The organism is Allobosea sp. GW821-FHT03A12 (genome assembly GCF_058986765.1).
Map to the genome: position 1 here is coordinate 715,971 of NZ_JBYSVZ010000004.1, position 18,181 is coordinate 734,151.

General features: G+C 66.5%; 16 protein-coding genes. 9 read left to right on the forward strand and 7 right to left on the reverse strand.

Features of this window, described 5'->3' with window-relative positions; genetic code table 11:
* Nucleotides 1-112: 112 nt before the first annotated feature.
* Nucleotides 113-1,012 carry a LysR family transcriptional regulator gene (locus tag AC3WLC_RS17625; protein WP_493685194.1) on the forward strand — a complete coding sequence of 300 codons (900 nt, stop codon included), beginning with the start codon at nucleotides 113-115 and terminating at the stop codon, nucleotides 1,010-1,012.
* A 278-nt stretch (nucleotides 1,013-1,290) separates the two neighbouring features.
* Here AC3WLC_RS17625 and AC3WLC_RS17630 read toward each other — a convergent pair whose 3' ends face one another.
* Nucleotides 1,291-1,947 carry an O-methyltransferase gene (locus tag AC3WLC_RS17630; RefSeq protein ID WP_493685195.1) on the reverse strand — a complete coding sequence of 219 codons (657 nt, stop codon included), beginning with the start codon at nucleotides 1,945-1,947 and terminating at the stop codon, nucleotides 1,291-1,293.
* A 95-nt stretch (nucleotides 1,948-2,042) separates the two neighbouring features.
* On the opposite strand from AC3WLC_RS17630, the gene AC3WLC_RS17635 reads away from it, so the two are divergent.
* Nucleotides 2,043-2,693 (forward strand): TetR/AcrR family transcriptional regulator, encoded by a 651-nt coding sequence (locus tag AC3WLC_RS17635; RefSeq protein ID WP_493685196.1) that lies wholly within the window; start codon nucleotides 2,043-2,045, stop codon nucleotides 2,691-2,693.
* Nucleotides 2,694-2,932: 239 nt separating this feature from the next.
* On the opposite strand, the gene AC3WLC_RS17640 is transcribed toward AC3WLC_RS17635, so the two are convergent.
* Nucleotides 2,933-6,658, reverse strand: coding sequence for a vitamin B12-dependent ribonucleotide reductase (locus AC3WLC_RS17640; protein ID WP_493685197.1), 3,726 nt, complete (start codon nucleotides 6,656-6,658; stop codon nucleotides 2,933-2,935).
* A gap of 712 nt (nucleotides 6,659-7,370) precedes the next feature.
* On the opposite strand from AC3WLC_RS17640, the gene AC3WLC_RS17645 reads away from it, so the two are divergent.
* The 4 genes from AC3WLC_RS17645 (at nucleotide 7,371) to AC3WLC_RS17660 (ending at nucleotide 11,011) form a co-directional block, all read left to right on the forward strand.
* On the forward strand, nucleotides 7,371-8,066 hold the full coding sequence (locus AC3WLC_RS17645; RefSeq protein WP_493685198.1) for an NIPSNAP family protein: 696 nt from the start codon (nucleotides 7,371-7,373) through the stop codon (nucleotides 8,064-8,066).
* Nucleotides 8,067-8,136: 70 nt separating this feature from the next.
* Complete coding sequence (locus tag AC3WLC_RS17650) at nucleotides 8,137-9,144, forward strand: serine hydrolase domain-containing protein (RefSeq protein ID WP_493685199.1); 1,008 nt, start codon at nucleotides 8,137-8,139, stop codon at nucleotides 9,142-9,144.
* Nucleotides 9,145-9,240: 96 nt separating this feature from the next.
* The gene (locus AC3WLC_RS17655; protein WP_493685200.1) at nucleotides 9,241-9,651 is read left to right on the forward strand and encodes an NADH:ubiquinone oxidoreductase subunit NDUFA12; all 411 of its coding nucleotides are present in this window, start codon (nucleotides 9,241-9,243) and stop codon (nucleotides 9,649-9,651) included.
* A 124-nt stretch (nucleotides 9,652-9,775) separates the two neighbouring features.
* A complete protein-coding gene (locus AC3WLC_RS17660) occupies nucleotides 9,776-11,011 on the forward strand; it encodes an MFS transporter (RefSeq protein ID WP_493685201.1) in 1,236 nt (411 codons plus the stop codon).
* Here AC3WLC_RS17660 and AC3WLC_RS17665 read toward each other — a convergent pair.
* The gene (locus AC3WLC_RS17665; RefSeq protein WP_493685202.1) at nucleotides 10,986-11,879 is read right to left on the reverse strand and encodes an alpha/beta fold hydrolase; all 894 of its coding nucleotides are present in this window, start codon (nucleotides 11,877-11,879) and stop codon (nucleotides 10,986-10,988) included. The genes AC3WLC_RS17660 and AC3WLC_RS17665 overlap by 26 nt on opposite strands.
* A gap of 166 nt (nucleotides 11,880-12,045) precedes the next feature.
* Between AC3WLC_RS17665 and AC3WLC_RS17670 the strand changes: the two genes are divergently transcribed.
* On the forward strand, nucleotides 12,046-12,630 hold the full coding sequence (locus AC3WLC_RS17670) for a CGNR zinc finger domain-containing protein (RefSeq protein WP_493685203.1): 585 nt from the start codon (nucleotides 12,046-12,048) through the stop codon (nucleotides 12,628-12,630).
* Between the two features lie 93 nt (nucleotides 12,631-12,723).
* Here the strand turns inward: AC3WLC_RS17670 and AC3WLC_RS17675 are convergent, their stop codons facing one another.
* Nucleotides 12,724-14,070 (reverse strand): Nramp family divalent metal transporter, encoded by a 1,347-nt coding sequence (locus tag AC3WLC_RS17675; protein WP_493685204.1) that lies wholly within the window; start codon nucleotides 14,068-14,070, stop codon nucleotides 12,724-12,726.
* A 259-nt stretch (nucleotides 14,071-14,329) separates the two neighbouring features.
* On the opposite strand from AC3WLC_RS17675, the gene AC3WLC_RS17680 reads away from it, so the two are divergent.
* Together AC3WLC_RS17680 and AC3WLC_RS17685 are read left to right on the forward strand one after the other, a co-directional pair.
* Entirely contained in the window at nucleotides 14,330-14,935 is a 606-nt protein-coding gene (locus tag AC3WLC_RS17680; protein WP_493685205.1) for a DUF2155 domain-containing protein, read from the forward strand.
* Between the two features lie 2 nt (nucleotides 14,936-14,937).
* Complete coding sequence (locus AC3WLC_RS17685) at nucleotides 14,938-15,318, forward strand: VOC family protein (RefSeq protein WP_493685206.1); 381 nt, start codon at nucleotides 14,938-14,940, stop codon at nucleotides 15,316-15,318.
* 5 nt (nucleotides 15,319-15,323) lie between these two features.
* On the opposite strand, the gene aat is transcribed toward AC3WLC_RS17685, so the two are convergent.
* The 3 genes from aat to accB form a co-directional block, all read right to left on the reverse strand.
* Nucleotides 15,324-16,001: a leucyl/phenylalanyl-tRNA--protein transferase gene (gene aat, locus AC3WLC_RS17690; protein ID WP_493685207.1), complete on the reverse strand. Its 678-nt coding sequence runs from the start codon at nucleotides 15,999-16,001 to the stop codon at nucleotides 15,324-15,326.
* Between the two features lie 164 nt (nucleotides 16,002-16,165).
* Entirely contained in the window at nucleotides 16,166-17,530 is a 1,365-nt protein-coding gene (gene accC / locus AC3WLC_RS17695; protein ID WP_493685208.1) for an acetyl-CoA carboxylase biotin carboxylase subunit, read from the reverse strand.
* Nucleotides 17,531-17,559: 29 nt separating this feature from the next.
* Complete coding sequence (gene accB / locus AC3WLC_RS17700; protein ID WP_493685209.1) at nucleotides 17,560-18,030, reverse strand: acetyl-CoA carboxylase biotin carboxyl carrier protein; 471 nt, start codon at nucleotides 18,028-18,030, stop codon at nucleotides 17,560-17,562.
* Nucleotides 18,031-18,181 lie beyond the last annotated feature (151 nt).

Genomic DNA, 18,181 nt, shown 5'->3' on the forward strand with positions numbered 1-18,181 from the left:
TGTCTCCAGACCTGCGGCACGGCTCCCGTGCTTTCTGGACCGATAGATGCGCTGAAGGTATTGTTCGAACTAGCCGGATAACCCCGAAATTTGACGCCGGATTTTCCGAACGATGAAATTCGACGGGATCGCCGCTTTCGTCGCCACGGCAGAAGCCGGCTCGATCAGCGCGGCGTCGCGGCGCCTCGGCCTGGCCAAATCCGTCGTCAGCGAGCGCCTGGCCGAGCTCGAGCGCTCCCTCGGCAACCGGCTGATCCAGCGCACGACCCGCAAGCTCTCGCTGACCGAAGGCGGGCACATGTTCCTGCCGCGGGCCCAGCGCATCCTGCGCGAGGCCGAGGAGGCTTCGGCCGAACTCGCCGCACGCAGCGGGACATTGGCGGGCCCGCTGCGGCTATCGGCGCCGGTCAGCTTCGGCATCCTCCATCTCGGCCCCGCCTTGAATACGTTCATCGCGCAGCATCGCGAGATCGACGTCTCGCTGGAGCTCGACGATCGTTTCGTCGACGCGATGGCCGAAGGCTTCGACGCAGTGCTCCGGCACGGCGCCGTCGGCGACACCAGGCAGATCGCCAGGCGCCTCGCGGTCAGCCGCCGCTTGCTGGTGGCGTCCCCGGCCTATCTGGCAGAGCACGGCAATCCGCGCTCGCTCGCCGAGCTCGCCCAGCATCGCGGCGTCCTCTATGCGAACCGCGAGGGCGACTGGCGGTTCGCGACGGGGCATGGCTGGTCGGTCATCAGGCCGAAGGCCGCGCTGCGGGTCAACAACGGCCTCGTCATGCGCGATGCAGCCGCCGCGGGCCTGGGGATTGCGCTGCTGCCGACCTTCCTGCTGCACGGGAGCATCAAGAGCGGCGCGCTGGTTCCGCTCGATGTCGGCGCCGAAAGCGAAGGCGCGGAGCTGTTCATCACCTATGCCCGCGATCACGGCGCCTCGGCGAAGATCCGCGCTCTGGCCGACAGCCTGCGCCGCAGCTTCGGCGACCCGCCTTACTGGGATCGCTGGGACTGACCGGCGCGGGGCGCATCGTCAGCCTTGACGGCCGAGCGCGGCCTGTTCTCGGACGATTTCCGCGGCTAGTGAGCGCGTGGCGCGATACGACATCTAAACAACGCCGGGTCGCCACGCTTCACGTTTCCTTTCAAAGCCTTATACGCTTTCGCTTTCTCACCGAAACAAACGACCCCGGTCGGGCGGTGCCCAGTGCCAAGGAGGACGATGACGACGGCGGAGCCGACTCAGCCGGTCTCTCCCGTTGCGAAAACACGCATGATCGATGTCCCAGCAGATCAGTCGATGCGCATCGACAATTCGACGTCTTCAGCGAAGGGGACGGACAGGTATCCGCTGTCGCGCTCCCGCACCCGCCGAAGGTAGTCCGGGCTATCATCGGCATTGTCCGCGACGATAAGCGAGCCAGGACGAAGGCTGCCTTCGACCAGATCGAGGATATCTGGGTAGAGCGGCTTAGCGCCGTCGAGCAGCAGCAGATCGACCTGTTTAGGGAGATCGGCAGCGAGCGTCTTCAATGCATCGCCCGCTCTGATCTCGACGAGGTCGGCAAGGCCACCAGCGTCCAAGTGCTTGCGAGCCTGCGCCACCTTGGAGAGTTCGAATTCGGTGGTGATCAGGTGTCCCCCACCATTGTCGCGCAGAGCGGCGGCGAGGTGCAGGGTCGAGATGCCGAAGGAAGTTCCGAACTCGACGATCGTCCGTGCTCGGCTGCTTCGCGCCAGCATGTAGAGCAGCACGCCTGTCTCCCGCGAAACCGGCAGCCAGAGATCCTTCAGGCGGCCGTAGAGGTCGAGATATTCGGTCTTGCTGCGCATCAGCCGGTCTCGCTCCTCGCGCGAGAAGCCTGCAAACGCAGAGCTGGGAGCGGCATTCGCCTGTGCGAACAGATGATCGAGAAGGGGCGCGAGCGGCGCGGTGGCCAGGGTCGTCATAGGGCATCTCCGAGCGGAAGAGGGCTGGTGCTTGTCTCGGAGCAGAAAATACGAATAATTCGTCGTGTTTCCTATTCGTATTGCTGGAGCGCATCATGGCCGGCCGGCCAACCTCCCGAATTTCCTCACGAAAAGCGCCGCAGCAGGCCCGCTCGGCGGAACTGGTGTCGGCGATTCTGGAGGCAGCTGTTCAGGTTCTGGCGCGGGAGGGCGCGCAACGTTTCACCACAGCGCGCGTCGCCGAGAAGGCCGGCGTCAGTGTCGGCTCCCTTTACCAATACTTCCCGAACAAGGCGGCCATCCTGTTCCGGCTGCAAAGCGATGAATGGCGGCAAACCCATGCGATGCTAACCGGAATCCTCAGCGACGCGGCGCAACCCCCACTCGCCCGGCTACGCACGCTCGTGCATGCCTTCATCCGCTCCGAATGCGAGGAAGCTGCCGTGCGCATCGCCCTCAATGACGCGGCCCCGCTCTACCGCGACACGCCCGAGGCACAAGCGGCTCGCGCCGCCGGTACCCGCCTGTTCAAAAGGTTCATGGAGGAGGCATTGCCAGTCGCTTCGGCCAGCGAGCGCGCGCTCGCCGGTGACCTGATCACCGCAACGATGAGCGCCGTGGGCAAGAATTTCTCTGAAACGGCAAGAACCGATGCCGAGATTCTGGCCTATGCTGGCGGCCTCGCTGACATGTTCTGTGCCTATCTGTTCCATCTGCAGAAACGGTCGGACGACCCCAGCCGCTGAGAGCGAACGCTTCCCAAGGCGCCACTAGCAGGAGGCGGAGGTCTGCCCGAAGCAGACTTCGCGAGGTGGATTGCAGCGTCATTTCTTACCGATTGAGCTGTCGCCACTCGCTCAGACCAGAGCGAGTGGCGATAACCGATCCGTCAACCTGCAAAATCCATCGATGCAAAATACTCTACAGATCGTCGTTACATATGCCCGTTGGCCGAATTCGCCGACAGTCGGAACGGATGGAATAATCAACTGCACCCGGTCGTCGAGCCGCACGTGTTGCACTTCAGGCAGGTGCCGTTCCGGACCAGCGTGAAGTTGCCGCACTCGCCGCAGCTGTCGCCGACATAGCCCTTCATGATCGCCTCGGCCCGGCGCTCGGACGCCGTCGGCTGGGCGGCCGGCGCGGCAAAGCCGAGCTTGCTCATCTCAACCTCTCCGAATTCCTCCGGCTCCTCTTTCAGCGCGGTCGCGCCGGCGGTGGCGAGGCCGGTTGCGCTGCTCGTCGAGCGGGCGACCGCGTCATTGGCCGCCGCCCCGCCCTGGATGGCGAGCAGGTTGATCGGCTTGCCGCGGCGGAAGCCCGAGGAGGCCAGCGGGGTCGAGGTGATCGGCCCGGCTGCATCCGGCGCCCGGCCCTGGTCGACGCCGCTGCCCATCACGTCATGGCCGATCTCGCTGGGATCGACATGGGCGAGGTCGTGCCGGCCGAGATAGGAGATCGCCAGCTCGCGGAAGACATAGTCGAGGATCGAGGTCGCGTTCTTGATCGACTGGTTGCCCTGCACGAAGCCCGAGGGCTCGAAGCGGGTGAAGGTGAAGGCCTCGACATACTCCTCCAGCGGCACGCCGTATTGCAGGCCGAGCGAGACCGCGATGGCGAAGTTGTTCATCATCGCCCGGAAGGCCGCGCCCTCCTTGTGCATGTCGATGAAGATCTCGCCGAGGCGGCCATCGGCATATTCGCCGGTGTGGACATAGACCTTGTGGCCGCCGACCACCGCCTTCTGGATGTAGCCGGTGCGCCGCGCCGGCATCTTCTCACGCTCGCGGACGCGCTCGACACGCTCGACCACGCGTTCGACGATCTTCTCGGCGATCTGGGTGGCGCGCGCCGCCAGCGGCTGCTGGTAGAGCGCCTCGGTCGCGTCGTCGGCGTCGTCGTCCTCGTCGGCGATCAGGGCCGAGTTCAGCGGCTGCGACAGCTTCGAGCCGTCGCGGTAGAGCGCGTTCGCCTTGAGCGCCAGCTTCCAGGAGAGCAGATAGGCGCTCTTGCAGTCCTCGACGGTGGCGTCATTCGGCATGTTGATCGTCTTGGAGATCGCGCCCGAGATGAAGGGCTGCGCCGCCGCCATCATGCGGATATGGCTCTCGACCGAGAGATAGCGCTTGCCGATGCGCCCGCAGGGATTGGCGCAGTCGAAGACGTTGTAGTGCTCCTTCTTCAGGTGCGGCGCGCCTTCCAGCGTCATCGCCCCGCAGACATGGACATTGGCGGCCTCGATCTCGGCCTTGCTGAAGCCGAGGAAGGGCAGCAGCTCGAACGACATGTCGTTCAGCTTCTCGGCCGGGACCTTGAGCGTGCCGGTGAGGAAATCCTCGCCCAGCGTCCACTTGTTGAAGACGAACTTGATGTCGAAGGCGCTCTTCAGCCCCTTCTCGACCGCCTCGATCTTCTCGTCGCTGAAGCCCTTGGCCCGCAGCGAACCCGGGTTGATGCCGGGCGCCTGCTTCATCGAGCCATGACCGACGGCATAGGCCTCGATCTCGGCGATATCGGCCTCGCGATAGCCGAGCGCGCGCAGCGCATCGGGAACGGCGCGGTTGATGATCTTGAAGTAGCCGCCACCGGCGAGCTTCTTGAACTTCACCAGCGCGAAATCGGGCTCGATGCCGGTGGTGTCGCAATCCATCACCAGGCCGATCGTGCCGGTCGGCGCGATCACGGTCGCCTGGGCGTTACGGTAGCCGTACTGCTTGCCGAGCGAGAGCGCATCGTCCCAGGTCGCCTTGGCCCGCTCCGACAGCGTCAGCGAGGAGCCGCCGAGGCGCTCCAGCGTGCCATGGTCGAGCGGCACCGGCGTCACCTGCAGGGCCTCATAGCCCGTCGCCAGGCCATGGGCGGCGGTGCGGTGGTTGCGGATGACGCGCAGCATGTGGCTGGCGTTCTTCTTGTAGCCCGGGAACGGGCCGAGTTCGCCCGCCATCTCGGCCGAGGTCGCATAGGCGACGCCGGTCATGATCGCGGTCAGGCCGCCGGCGAGCGCCCTGCCCTCGTCGGAGTCGTAGCCGAGGCCCATGGTCATCAGCAGGCCGCCGATATTGGCGTAGCCGAGGCCGAGCGTGCGGTACTCATAGGAGAGCTCGGCGATCTCGCGGCTCGGGAACTGCGCCATCGCGACCGAGATCTCGAGCACGATCGTCCAGAGCCGGCAGAGATGCTCGTAACCGGCGACGTCGAAGGCCTTGGCCTCGCGATCATAGAACTGCAGCAGGTTGGCCGAGGCCAGGTTGCAGGCGGTGTCGTCGAGGAACATGTACTCCGAGCACGGGTTCGAGGCGCGGATGCGTCCCGAGGCCGGGCTGGTGTGCCAGTCGTTCATCGTGGTGTTGAAGTGCAGGCCCGGATCGGCCGAGGCCCAGGCGGCGTAGCCGATCTTCTCCCAGAGGTCGCGCGCCTTCAGGGTCTTGGTGACCTTGCCGGTGGTGCGGCCGACCAGGTTCCAATCCCCATCCGTTTCCACCGCGCGCAGAAAATCGTCGGTCAGCGAGACCGAATTGTTCGAGTTCTGGCCGGAGACGGTGAGATAGGCTTCCGAATCCCAGTCGGTGTCGTAGGTGTCGAACTGGATCTCGGTATAGCCCTGCTTGGCGAACTGGATGACGCGCTTGATGTAGTTGTCAGGCACCATCGCCTTGCGGGCGAGCTTGATCTCGCGCTTCAGCGCCGGGTTCTTCTCGGGATCGAAACAGGCATCGTCGGCGGCCTCGCAGTTCACGCAGGCCTTCATCACCGCCCTCATCGCCTTCTGGACGGTCTTGGAGCCGGCGACCAGGGCCGCGACCTTCTGCTCCTCCTTCACCTTCCAGTCGATATAGGCCTCGATGTCCGGATGGTCGGCATCAACCACCACCATCTTGGCGGCGCGGCGGGTGGTGCCGCCCGACTTGATCGCGCCGGCAGCGCGGTCACCGATCTTGAGGAAGGACATCAGGCCGGAGGAACGACCGCCGCCGGCGAGCTTCTCGCCCTCGCCGCGCAGCATCGAGAAGTTCGAGCCGGTGCCAGAGCCGTATTTGAACAGGCGCGCCTCGCGCACCCACAGGTCCATGATGCCGCCCTCGTTGACGAGGTCGTCCTGCACGCCCTGGATGAAGCAGGCATGCGGCTGCGGGTGCTCATAGCTCGACTTCGACTTCACCAGCTTGCCGGTCTTGAAGTCGACGTAGAAATGGCCCTGGCTCGGCCCGTCGATGCCATAGGCCCAGTGCAGGCCGGTGTTGAACCATTGCGGCGAGTTCGGCGCGACCATCTGCGAGGCCAGCATGAAGCGCAGCTCGTCATGGAAGGCGTGGGCATCCTCCTCCGAGGAGAAATAGCCGCCCTTCCAGCCCCAATAGGTCCAGCAGCCGGCGAGCCGGTCGAAGACCTGCTTGGACGAGATCTCGGAGCCGTAGCGCTTGTCTTCCGGCAGCGCCGCAAGCGCCGCCTCATCGGGAACCGAACGCCAGAGGAAGGAGGGAACGTCGTTCTCCTCGACCTTCTTCATAGCGGCGGGAACGCCGGCCTTACGGAAATACTTCTGCGCGAGCACGTCGCTCGCGACCTGCGACCAGGCCTCGGGCACCTCGATGCCCTCGAGCCGGAAGACGATCGAACCATCGGGATTGCGGATCTCGCTCACCGCCGAGCGGAAGGGGATCGCCGAATAGGGCGACTGGCCGGCGGTGGTATGGCGGCGCTCGATGCGCATAAGCTTCGTCCCCAATGCTTGCCGCGGGCGTATCCGACGCTCCGCGCGGCCGGTTGATCACCGGCTCCTGATGTCAGTCCAACTCGGTTTGATGCCCCTGGATCCCGCGACGGTGTGCCCCGCCATCGGTGTCCTGATGCGGCCAGGCGGAGACGCACGTCGCCGTTCGCCGTCGCCATCTCTGGCGCGCCGCGGTGATCGCTCGACCCATCTGGGAACTCGTTTCGCGGGTCGAAAAAGGCGTCACCGCCAACCGTCACGCGACCGTCAAAATTTAGTCCCGATTGGGTCGCGCCGTCAAGGATTAGTGCGGGCCGATAGGTGTGGATACGACATCTTGTAGGAAGATGTGGATCGTGGGGATAAGTTTCAAGGCACCCGCTAAGCCCAAGGAATCACATGCGGAATCGCGGCGCCGTTGCGAGCTTGCAACGATCCTCGCCGGTGTGAAATCCCTAAAATCCGCCGGACCATGGTTAACAAGACATCAACAGGATCTGGCGAACCCTACTAGTGGAAGCGCACTCTGCAGCCGCGGCCACAAGTGCTTGAATCCGCGCGATGCTTGGCCGGCTGACGCAACTTGAGCGCCGATCCCGCACCATCCGAATCATGACCGAATCGTGGCGATGAACGCAGCGACGCTGCTGACGGGATTGGTCGCGCCCGCCATCTAGCTGCCGGGGCAGCTCCAGGCAGCGGGAGAGCCGCCATGACCGACACCGTGTTCGAACTGCGCCGCTACACCTTGAAGCCCGGCGCGCGCGAAGCCCTGATCGAGGTCTTCGACACCCATCTCGTCGAGACGCAAGAAGCAGTCGGGATGAGCGTGCTCTGCCAGTTCCGCGATCCCGCGGCGCCCGACCAGTTCGTCTGGTTCCGCGGCTTTGCCGATCAGGCGGCGCGGACCCGCGCCCTCCCCGCCTTCTATGGCGGCCCGGTCTGGGCACAGCATGGCCCTGCTGCCAACGAGACCATGCTGGAATGGCATGACGTGCTGATGCTGAAGCCCGCCACGGCCGAGTCCGGCTTCACGGTTGCCGGACGCGAGCGGTTGCCCCCGGGCACAGCCGACCTCGAAGACGGGCGGACTTATCTGGTCGCCGTCCACCATCTCATGCCGGATGCAGCCGACGACGAGGCCGCGCTGCTCGCGAAGGCGATCGCCGACGCCGTACGCGCCGCAGGCGGCGAGGTCCTCGCCAGCCTGATCAGCGATCGCAGCGAGAACGGCTTCAAGCGCCTGCCCGTGCGCGAGGGCGAATGCGTGACGCTCACGCTGGTGAGGCCTGCGGTCCCGCAGGCGATACCGGCGCTCGAAACGGCCCTGCACGAGATGGCGCCCGCCACGGGCCGCGCGCCGGACATCGCCCGTCTCGTCCCGACCGCGCGCTCGCTTTTGCGCTAAGTCTGCTCCAGTGCCGCAGAGTCGCCGGGATGGCTCGGCCTGATGCGCCCGCACGCCGGAGGCCAGACCGATGAATCGCTTGCTCGCCATCATCGCGCTCTGTCTCTGCGTGCTGCCGGCACGGGCAGAGCCCGGCCTACACTGGCAGACCGTCGATCCCGCCTCGGCCGGCTGGACCGCGACCGCGCTGCAGTCGCTGCGAGACTATGCAGAGCTGCGCAAGCCGACCGCCCTGATGCTGGTGCAGAACGGCACCATCCTCGCCTCCTTCGGCGATCCCAGCCGTAAGATCGGCGTCGCCTCGGTCCGTAAGAGCCTGCTCAGCGCCCTCTACGGCATCGCCGTCGCCGATGGGCGCATCAAGCTCGACGCCACGCTCGGCGAGCTCGGCATCGACGAGAAGCCGCCCGGATTGAACGCACAGGAGAAGAGCGCGACGATCCGCGACCTGCTGACCGCCCGCTCCGGCATCTACCTTCCGGCGGCGCACGAGACCTCCGAGATCAGGGAGAAGCGCCCGGCCCGCGGCAGCCACGCGCCCGGCACCTTCTGGTTCTACAACAACTGGGATTTCAACGCGCTCGGCACGATCTATCGCCTACGTACGGCTGAGGACATTTTCGAGGGCTTTGCCCGCCGCATCGCCGGGCCGATCGGCATGGAGGATTTCTCGACCGCGGACGGGCGCTATGCGAAATCGCCAGTTTCGCGGCATCCGGCCTATCCGTTCCGGCTGAGCGCCCGCGATCTCGCCCGTTTCGGCGTGCTCTTCGCCAATGGCGGCAGCTGGAACGGCAGGCAGGTCATACCCGCCACCTGGGTGCACGAATCGACAGCGCCCCATGCCATGACCGATCGGCCGGAGCGCGGCTATGGCTATATGTGGTGGACGCTGCCGGAGGACGGCTCCGGCGAGGGTACGGCGCTCGCCTCCGGCTATGGCGGGCAGTTGCTCGCCATCGTCCCGGGCAAGCGCCTCGTCATGGTCCAGACCGCCGAATCCGGGAGCAGCCGAAAGGGGACCCGCACACGCGACTTCATCGGCCTTCTGCGCGAGATCGTGGCCTCGGCGCCATGACGGCGAATGCCCGCAGCGCCCGGCCGCACTGGACATCGCGCCCCCGCATCTTCATAAGTCGCGCGACGGCCCAAAGGCCTGCGCGGACGCGAAGCGATGACCAAGACCCTGCTCCAGATCTTCACCTGGTGGAACGGCCAGACCATCGGCACGAGGTTCCACACCTGGCGCTTCGGCGAGAAGGTCGGCGAGGACGAGTTCGGCAATGTCTACTACCGCACCAAGGGCGGCGTGAAAGACAAGGCGCTCGGCGTCCAGCGCCGCTGGGTGGTCTATAACGGCCCGATCGAGGCCTCGACCATCCCGCCGGGCTGGAACGGCTGGCTGCACCACACCGTCGACGTCGCCCCCTCCGAGGAAAAGTACACTCCGCGCGAGTGGCAGAAGCCGCACCAGCCGAACCATACCGGCACGGCGCTCGCCTATCACCCGCCCGGCTCGACGCTGGGCGAGAACAAGACCCCGGCCGCAACCGGCGACTATCAGCCCTGGACGCCGGGCCGCTGACAAGCGACTGAGAATCGAGATCAGCCGGCGGTGCCTCGCACCGCCGGCTTTTTTGTGTCCGGACGTAAGGGAACCGCGCCCAGCCTCGCTCGTTGATCCGCGCCATTCCGGCCGAGAGATCGATATGGGTCCTGATCGCACCGCTTCGGCTCGCAGGCCGCTCGACGCACTGAACTTCTTCCTCGCCGATGTCCGCGACGGCCTCGGCCCCTATCTCGCGATCTACCTGCTGACGGTCCAGCACTGGGACGAAGCTTCGATCGGCTTCACGCTCTCCGCGGCGGGGATCGCCGGCATCATCGCGCAGACGCCTGCCGGCGCGCTGATCGATACGGTGCGGGCGAAACGCGCTATCCTCGTCGCTGCCGCAGTCGCGATCACGGCAGCCTCGCTCGCCATCCCGCTCTTTCCCGGCCTGGTGCCCGTCACGATCCTGCAGGCGATCTCCGGGGTCGCCGGCGCAGTGTTCCCTCCGGCGATCGCTGCGATCACGCTCGGCATCGTCGGGCCGAAGGCCTTCGCAGCGCGGATCGGCCGCAACGAGGCCTTCAACCATGCCGGCAATGCTGTCGCCGCGCTGCTCGCCGGGGCGCTCGCCTATTGGCTTGGCCCCGTCGCAGTCTTCTGGCTGATGGCGGCGATGGCAGCAGCCAGCATCGTCGCCACGCTGAGCGTGCCCGCCGATGCGATCGATCACGATGTCGCACGCGGCCTCGACGATATGTCCGGCAGCTCCGATGCGGCGCGCCCGTCCGGCTTGGGAGTGCTGCTCGCCAGCCCGCCACTGCTCGTCTTCGCTGCGTCGACTACGCTCTTTCATTTCGCCAATGCGGCAATGCTGCCGCTCGTCGGCCAGAAGCTGGCGTTGGCCAATCCGGAGCTCGCCACCACAATGATGTCCGCCTGCATCGTCGCGGCCCAGCTGGTGATGGTCCCGGTCGCCCTCGTCGTCGGCGCGAAGGCCGATCGCTGGGGCCGCAAGCCGATCTTCGCGGTCGCGCTGGCGGTGCTGTGCCTGCGCGGCCTGCTCTACCCACTCTCTGATGCGGCGCCCTGGCTGATCGGCGTTCAGCTGCTGGACGGTGTTGGCGCCGGCATCTTCGGTGCGCTCTTTCCGCTCATCGTCGCCGATCTCACCGCTGGCACCGGCCATTTCAACGTCGCTCAGGGCGCCATCGCGACAGCTCAGGGCATCGGCGGCGCCCTGAGCACCTCTGTCGCCGGGGCGATCGTCGTCGGCTACGGCTATGGCTCCGCCTTCATAACGCTGGGCATCGCGGCTGGCATCGCATTGGCCCTGCTGCTCATCATGATGCCGGAGCCCAGCGCCCGACTTACTCGGCCGGCAATCGCGCCATGAACGTCCGGATGTGCTCGGCGATCTCGCCGGCATGCGTCTCCAGGGCGAAGTGGCCGGCATCGAACAGGTGCACCTCGGCGCCCGGAACCTGCTGCTTCAGATAGTCGACCCCCTTGAGCGTGAAGAAAGGATCGTTCTTGCCCCAGACGATCAGCATCGGCGGCTGGCGTTCGGCGAGGTAGCGCTGCCAAGCCGGATAGGCGGCGAAATTGCTCTGATAGTCGTGCAGCAGCCGCAGCTGGATCTCGCGGTTGCCGGGCCTGTCCAACCCGGCCTGGTCCATCGTCCAGGCATCGGGCGAAAGCCGCTCGGCTCGCGTTGCGCCATGGACGTATTGGAAACGCGTCGTCTCCGGCTTCAGCAGGTCGGCAAAGGGCTTCTCGGTCTCGGCGTTGCGCTCGCGCCAGAACGGCCCCATCGGCGCGGTGATCTCCGGGTTCCAGCCTTCGGCATTGGCGACCGCGTTCTGCACGATCAGCCCGCGCACCCGCTCCGGCCGGCGCAGCGCCAGGCGAAACCCGACCGGACCGCCATAGTCCTGCAAATAGAGCACGTAGCTCTTCAGCTCGAGCCGATCGACCAACGCTTCCACCACATCGGCGAGGCGGTCGAAGCGATAGTCGAACTCGGCCGGCGACGGCGCGCCGCTATGGCCGAAGCCGGGATAGTCCGGCGCGATCACTCGGTACTGCCCGGCCAGGCGCGGAATCAGGTCGCGAAACATGTGCGAGGAGGTTGGGAAGCCGTGCAGCAGCAGGAGCGCCGGCGCGTCCTGCGGCCCGGCCTCGCGATAGAAGATCTCGGTACCGGCGATCGTGGCGGTGCGGAAATGGGTCGGAACGGGCTCGGCAGCGGTCACGGACGTCATGGTGAGAACTCCTGCGGCAAGGGTGATGGCGGCAAGGCGGCAGAGGGAGCGGGTCATTGCGAGAGACGTAACCTCTGTTTCTATCTTTCAACGGTGTCACTTGATTTGACACCTGTCAATCGATAAATAAGCGGTTACAGACCGACATGTCCCTCCGAGGTCCGACATGGCATCCACGACAGAGGCTTCCAGCGAATTCCGCGACGGCTTTCCCTTCGTCGGCGGCGCGACCTGGCTGGATCTGCTCAACACCACCCCGGCCAGCGAAACCGGCCCCGAGGAGCTGATCGATGGTCCCGAGCGGGCGCTGGCCTGGCTGAGAGCCGCTGGGCTCGGCGATGCGGCCGGGGACGCAAGCGAGGCAATGGCCGATCTGCGCGCCCTGCGCGCGGAACTGCGGTCGGTCTTCGAGGGGCTCGAGGCAGGTCAGCCGCTGTCCGATGCGGCTCTGACGTCAGTCAATCGGCGGCTAGCCGGCCTCAACGGCCACCATGTCCTGCAGCGTGGCGAGCATGGACCGGTGCTCGGACTCGCGCTCGATCCCGCCAGGCCCGCGGCATTGATCGCGCTCGATCTCGCGCGTTTCGTCTGCGAGGCCGAGCCGGCAAGGCTGAAGCGCTGCTCCGCCGAACATTGCACGCTCGTCTTCTACGATCGCGGCCGCAACAACACCCGGCGCTGGTGCACGATGAGCCTCTGCGGCAACCGCGACAAGATCGCCCGCTTCCGCGCCAGGCGCGCTACACATTGAAGCCGGATCCGATCTGGTTGAATCAACCTGATCGGATCCGGCTCTTGCCTTGGGTCTGGAGCGGCGCAGCCGGTGGAGCCGCGCCGCTGTCCTTCAGCCCGCCCCGCCGACGAAATCGACCAGCAGCTTGACGTTGAGCGCCGCGATCACCACCGCGATCAGATAGGCGAAGGCGATGAGCCAGCGCGGCGCGACGAGCTCGCCCATCTTGGCCTTGTCGGCGGTGAACATCACCAGCGGGAAGACGGCGAAGGAGAGCTGCAACGAGAGCACGACCTGGGTCAGGATCAGCAGCCGCGCCGTGCCGGCATCGCCGTACCAGATCGTCACCGCCGCGGCCGGGATGATGGCGATGCCGCGGGTGATCAGCCGACGCAGCCAGGGCGCCAGTTTGATCTTGAGGAAGCCCTCCATCACGATCTGGCCGGCGAGCGTCGCCGTCACCGTCGAGTTGATGCCGCAGCAGAGCAACGCGATGCCGAACAGGGTCGGCGCGATCGCCACACCCAGCAGCGGACCGAGCAGCTTGTGCGCATCGCCGAGCTCGGCGACCTCGGTCCGGCCGGTCTTGTAGAACGTGGCCGCCGCCAGGATCAGGATCGAGGCGTTGATCAGCAGCGCGAACATCAGCGCGACCGTCGAATCGATCGTGGCGAATTTCAGCGCCTGGCGCTTCTCCGGCAGGCTCTCGCCATAGGCGCGCGTCTGCACGATGCCGGAATGCAAATAGAGGTTATGCGGCATTACGGTCGCGCCGAGGATGCCGAGCGCGAGGTACAGCATCTCCGGATTGGTGACGATCTCGGTAGTCGGCGCAAAGCCGCGGATCACCTGCCCCCAGTTCGGATCGGCGAGCGCGATCTGGATCGCGAAGCAGACCGCGATCACGCCGAGCAGGGTGATGATCAGCGCCTCGACCCAGCGGAAGCCGAGCCGTTGCAGATAGAGGATCAAGAAGACATCGAGCGCCGTGATGATCACGCCCAGCTCGAGCGGGATGCCGAAGATCAGGTTGAGGCCGATCGCCGTGCCGATCACCTCGGCGATGTCGGTCGCGATGATGGCGGTCTCGGCGAGAAACCAGAGTACATAGGCGACGGGCTTGGGGAAGGCGTCGCGGCAGGCCTGGGCGAGATCGCGCCCCGAGGCGATCGCGAGCCGCGCGCAGAGCGACTGCAGCACGATCGCCATGATGTTGGAGACCAGCGCGACGACGAGCAGCGTGTAGCCGAACTTCGAGCCGCCGGCGATCGAGGTCGCCCAGTTGCCGGGATCCATATAGCCGACGGCGACGAGATAACCCGGCCCGACGAAAGCCGCCGCGCGCCGCCAGCCCGGCCCGGAACCGCGCACCGCGATCGAGCGATGGACGTCGGCCAGCGAAGCCTCGCCCCGCTCGCTGCGCCAACCAGCGGGCATCTTCTCGACCCGAGCGTCCATGCGAATTCCCTATCTTGCTTTTGCAACCCATTCGCAAGATATCGAGTTGCAAACGGTTTGCAAGAGCGGAAACTCCCGCCTGTCATGCACCTCGATGTCGGAAATGTCCCGGGAAACGCATGGCCGGCCACGGAGGGCCGCGGCAGCTTTCGGTGCGAGCCTTGGCCGCGAGTGCCTTCCCGCCCTTTTTCCGCTGCGATTGCCGTGCTACTGCGCCCCGTCGCGGCTCGGGCCCGCTCGAAGAGAATCGCAAGCCAGCATGCCTTCGCTCCGCAGGATCCTCGCCCTCGCCGCCGTCTCCGGCGCGGCGCTCGCACTGGCCCTCCCCGCCAAGGCCGACCGCATCCGCAACCCGACCGCGGTCTTCGCCGGGCTCGACAAGATCACCGGGCGGATCATCTCCTTCGAGGTGGCGATCGACGAGACCGTGCAGTTCGGCGCGCTGCAGATCACGCCGCGCGTCTGCTGGACGCGCCCGCCGACCGAGGCGCCGCAGACGACCTCCTTCACCGAGGTCGACGAGGTCACCTTCAACAACGAATACCGGCGCATCTTCACCGGCTGGATGTACGCGTCGAGCCCCGGCCTGCACGGCGTCGAGCACGCGATCTACGATGTCTGGCTGACCGACTGCAAAGGCGGCACCGAACTGGTGGTCGATCCCAAGGAGCCGGAGGCCCCGCCCCCGCCGCTCACCCCCGAGCAGCGTCGCCCTGCCCGTCCGGCCCAGCAGACCCCGCCGCCGAACCAGCGCATCGACGTCGCGCCGCCGCAGGGCGTGCCGGTGCAGCCGCGCCAGACGCCGTCACAGCGCTTCTTCCCGACCAACCCGGCACCGGGGCGCGATCCGGCCGGCGGGAACTGACCATGGCGCGGATCACCGGCATCGGCGGATTGTTCTTCCGCGGCAGTGACCCACAAGCCTTGGCGGCCTGGTACGAGCGTCATCTCGGCATCGCCGACATGAACAGGGCGGTCTGGAGCCAGGAGGCCGGGCCGACCATCTTCGGCCCCTTCGCCGCGACGACCGAGTATTTCGGCCGGCCGAACCAGCAATGGATGGTCAATTTCCGCGTCGATGATCTCGATGCGATGATGGCCTCGCTGCGCGCAGCCGGAATCGCCGTCGAGACCCGGCCGGAATGGGATTCGGAGGTCGGCCGCTTCTGCCGCATCCACGACCCCGACGGCAACCCGATCGAGCTCTGGGAGCCCGCGCCGACGGCGACGGGCGAACCTGCCGCCTGATCGGATCAGTCGGAGAGCTCCGCGAGCGCTTCGCCGCCACTGACCGCCTGTCCAGCCGGCCAACTCCACCAATCGCCATTGACCGCGACCGCGGCGTCGAGCAATTCGCGATAGGCCTCGCGCGGGATTTCGCGCGTGCCGAACTGGGAGAGATGCGCGGTCTGGAACTGGGTGTCGAGCAGCCGGTAACCGCCGCGCCGCAGCCGGGCGACGAGATGCACCAGCGCCACCTTCGAAGCGTCGGTCTCGCGATGGAACATGCTTTCGCCGAAGAAGGCACCGCCCAGCGACAGGCCATAGAGCCCGCCGACCAGCCTGTCCTCGCGCCAGCATTCGACGGTGTGGACATAGCCGAGATGGAAGAGCTCGCCATAGAGCGCCCGGATGCGGCCGTTGATCCAGGTCTCGGCCCGGTCCGGCCGGCTTTCGGCACAGGCCGCGATCACGCGGGCGAAATCGTGGTCGATCCGGATCTCGAAGCGGTCGGAGCGGACGGTGCGCGCCAGGCGGCCCGGCAGATGGAAGGCGTCGAGCGGAATAATGCCGCGGATGTCCGGCTCGACCCAGAACAGGCCGGGATCGTCAGCGCTCTCCGCCATCGGGAAGACGCCGGCCGCATAGGCGCGCAACAGGATCTCCGGCGTGATCGCCGGCGCGCGCGCAGGTGTGGAACGGGCCTTCATGCAGCGATGGGAGCGCGGGCGGGCGGTTGAGTCAAACCCGAAGCGTCATTCTCGGGCAAAGCGAAGCGCAGACCCGAGAATCTCCTGACGAGAAGGCACTGTCGGAACTTCCTCCGGCCTGAGATGCTCGGGTCAAGCCCGAGCATGACGGTGTACGCCGGGCCTCACCCCTCGCCCGGCTGGTCCATGCCGCCATTGGCGAGGAATTTCTCCAGCCAGTGGATGTTGTAGTCGCCGTTCAGGATATCGGGGTTGCGCACCAGCGTGCGGAACAGCGGCAGCGTGGTGTCGACGCCGTCGATGACGAATTCGTCGAGCGAACGGCGCAGCCGCATCAGGCATTCGGCCCGGTTGCGGCCGTGCACGATCAGCTTGCCGACCAGCGAGTCGTAATGCGGCGGGATGACATAGCCCTGATACGCCGCCGAATCGACGCGCACGCCGAGTCCGCCCGGCGTGTGGAACGAGGCGATCTTGCCGGGCGAAGGCCGGAAGGTCGCGGGATGCTCGGCGTTGACGCGGCATTCGATGGCGTGGCCCTCGATGACGACATCCTTCTGGCTGATCGAGAGCGGCGCGCCGGCAGCGATCCGGATCTGCTCGTTGACCAGGTCGATCCCGGTTATCATCTCGGTGACCGGATGCTCGACCTGGATGCGGGTGTTCATCTCGATGAAGTAGAATTCGCCGTCCTCGTAGAGGAACTCGATCGTGCCGGCGCCGAGATAGCCCATATCGGCCATCGCCTTGGCGCAGATCGCGCCGATCCGGTCGCGCTCGCCGGCGTTGAGAGCCGGCGACGGGCCCTCCTCCCAGACCTTCTGATGGCGGCGCTGCAGCGAGCAGTCGCGCTCGCCGAGATGGATCGCCCGGCCCTTGCCGTCGCCGAGCACCTGGATCTCGATATGGCGCGGCTTCTCGAGATACTTCTCGATGTAGACAGCATCGTCGCCGAAATTGGCCTTGGCTTCGCTGCGGGCCGTGGCGAGCATGACGGACACCTCGTCCTCGCTGCGCACGACCTTCATGCCCTTGCCACCGCCGCCCGAGGCGGCCTTGATGATGACGGGCAGGCCGATCTCTCTGATGATGCGCAGCGCCTCCTCGTCATCGGCGACGCCGCCCTCAGAGCCCGGCACGCAGGGGATGCCGAGGCGCTTGGCGGTGCGCTTGGCCTCGATCTTGTCGCCCATGCTGCGGATGTGCTCGGCCTTGGGGCCGATGAAGGCGATGTTGTGCCGCTCCAGAATCTCGGCGAAGCGGGCGTTCTCGGAGAGGAAGCCGTAGCCGGGATGGACCGCATCGGCGCCGGTGATCTCGCAGGCGGCGATCAAAGCAGGGATGTTGAGATAGCTCTCACGCGCCGGCGGCGGGCCGATGCAGACGCTCTCGTCGGCGAGGCGCACATGCATGGCGTTGGCGTCGGCGGTCGAATGCACCGCGACGGTGGCGATGCCGAGTTCCTTGGCGGCCCGCAGCACCCGCAGAGCGATCTCGCCGCGATTGGCGATCAGGATCTTGTCGAACATCTTGAGCCCGCTCCCGCCCGGATGAATCCTCACTCGATCACCAGCAGGGGCTCGCCGTATTCGACCGGCTGGCCGTCCTCGACGAGGATCGCGACGACCTTGCCGGCGCGGGGGGCGACGATGTCGTTGAAGGTCTTCATCGCTTCGACGAGCAGCACGCGCTCGCCCACCTTCACCTCCTGGCCGACCTCGATGAAGGGCTTGGCCTCCGGCGACGGCCGGCGATAGGCGGTGCCGACCATCGGCGAGTTGACCGTGCCGGGATGGGCGGCAGCCGCCTTGGCGTCGGCCGGGGCAGCGGCAGGCGCCGCAGTCACCACGGGCGCAGGCGCGAAGGCCGGCGCGGCCGCGACCGGCGCCATCACGGTGGCGGTGATGGTGCGGGCGACGCGGATGCGCAGGTCGCCCTTCTGCACCTCGATCTCGGTCAGATCGGTCTCGTTGATCAGTTGCGCCATCTCGCGCACGAGTTCGGGATCGATGGGGCTCTTGGTCGCCATGGCGGATTTCACCGTCTTCGTGAGCTCGATGGGCGGGACGGCAGGTCCCGAAGAGGATGCGCATATGCGATGGCGCTGCGCCCGGATCAAGCCGGCGGCCTCGCGATGTCGCGCGTCTTTACCCGGAACCGAGCATCAGGAAAAGGGCGAA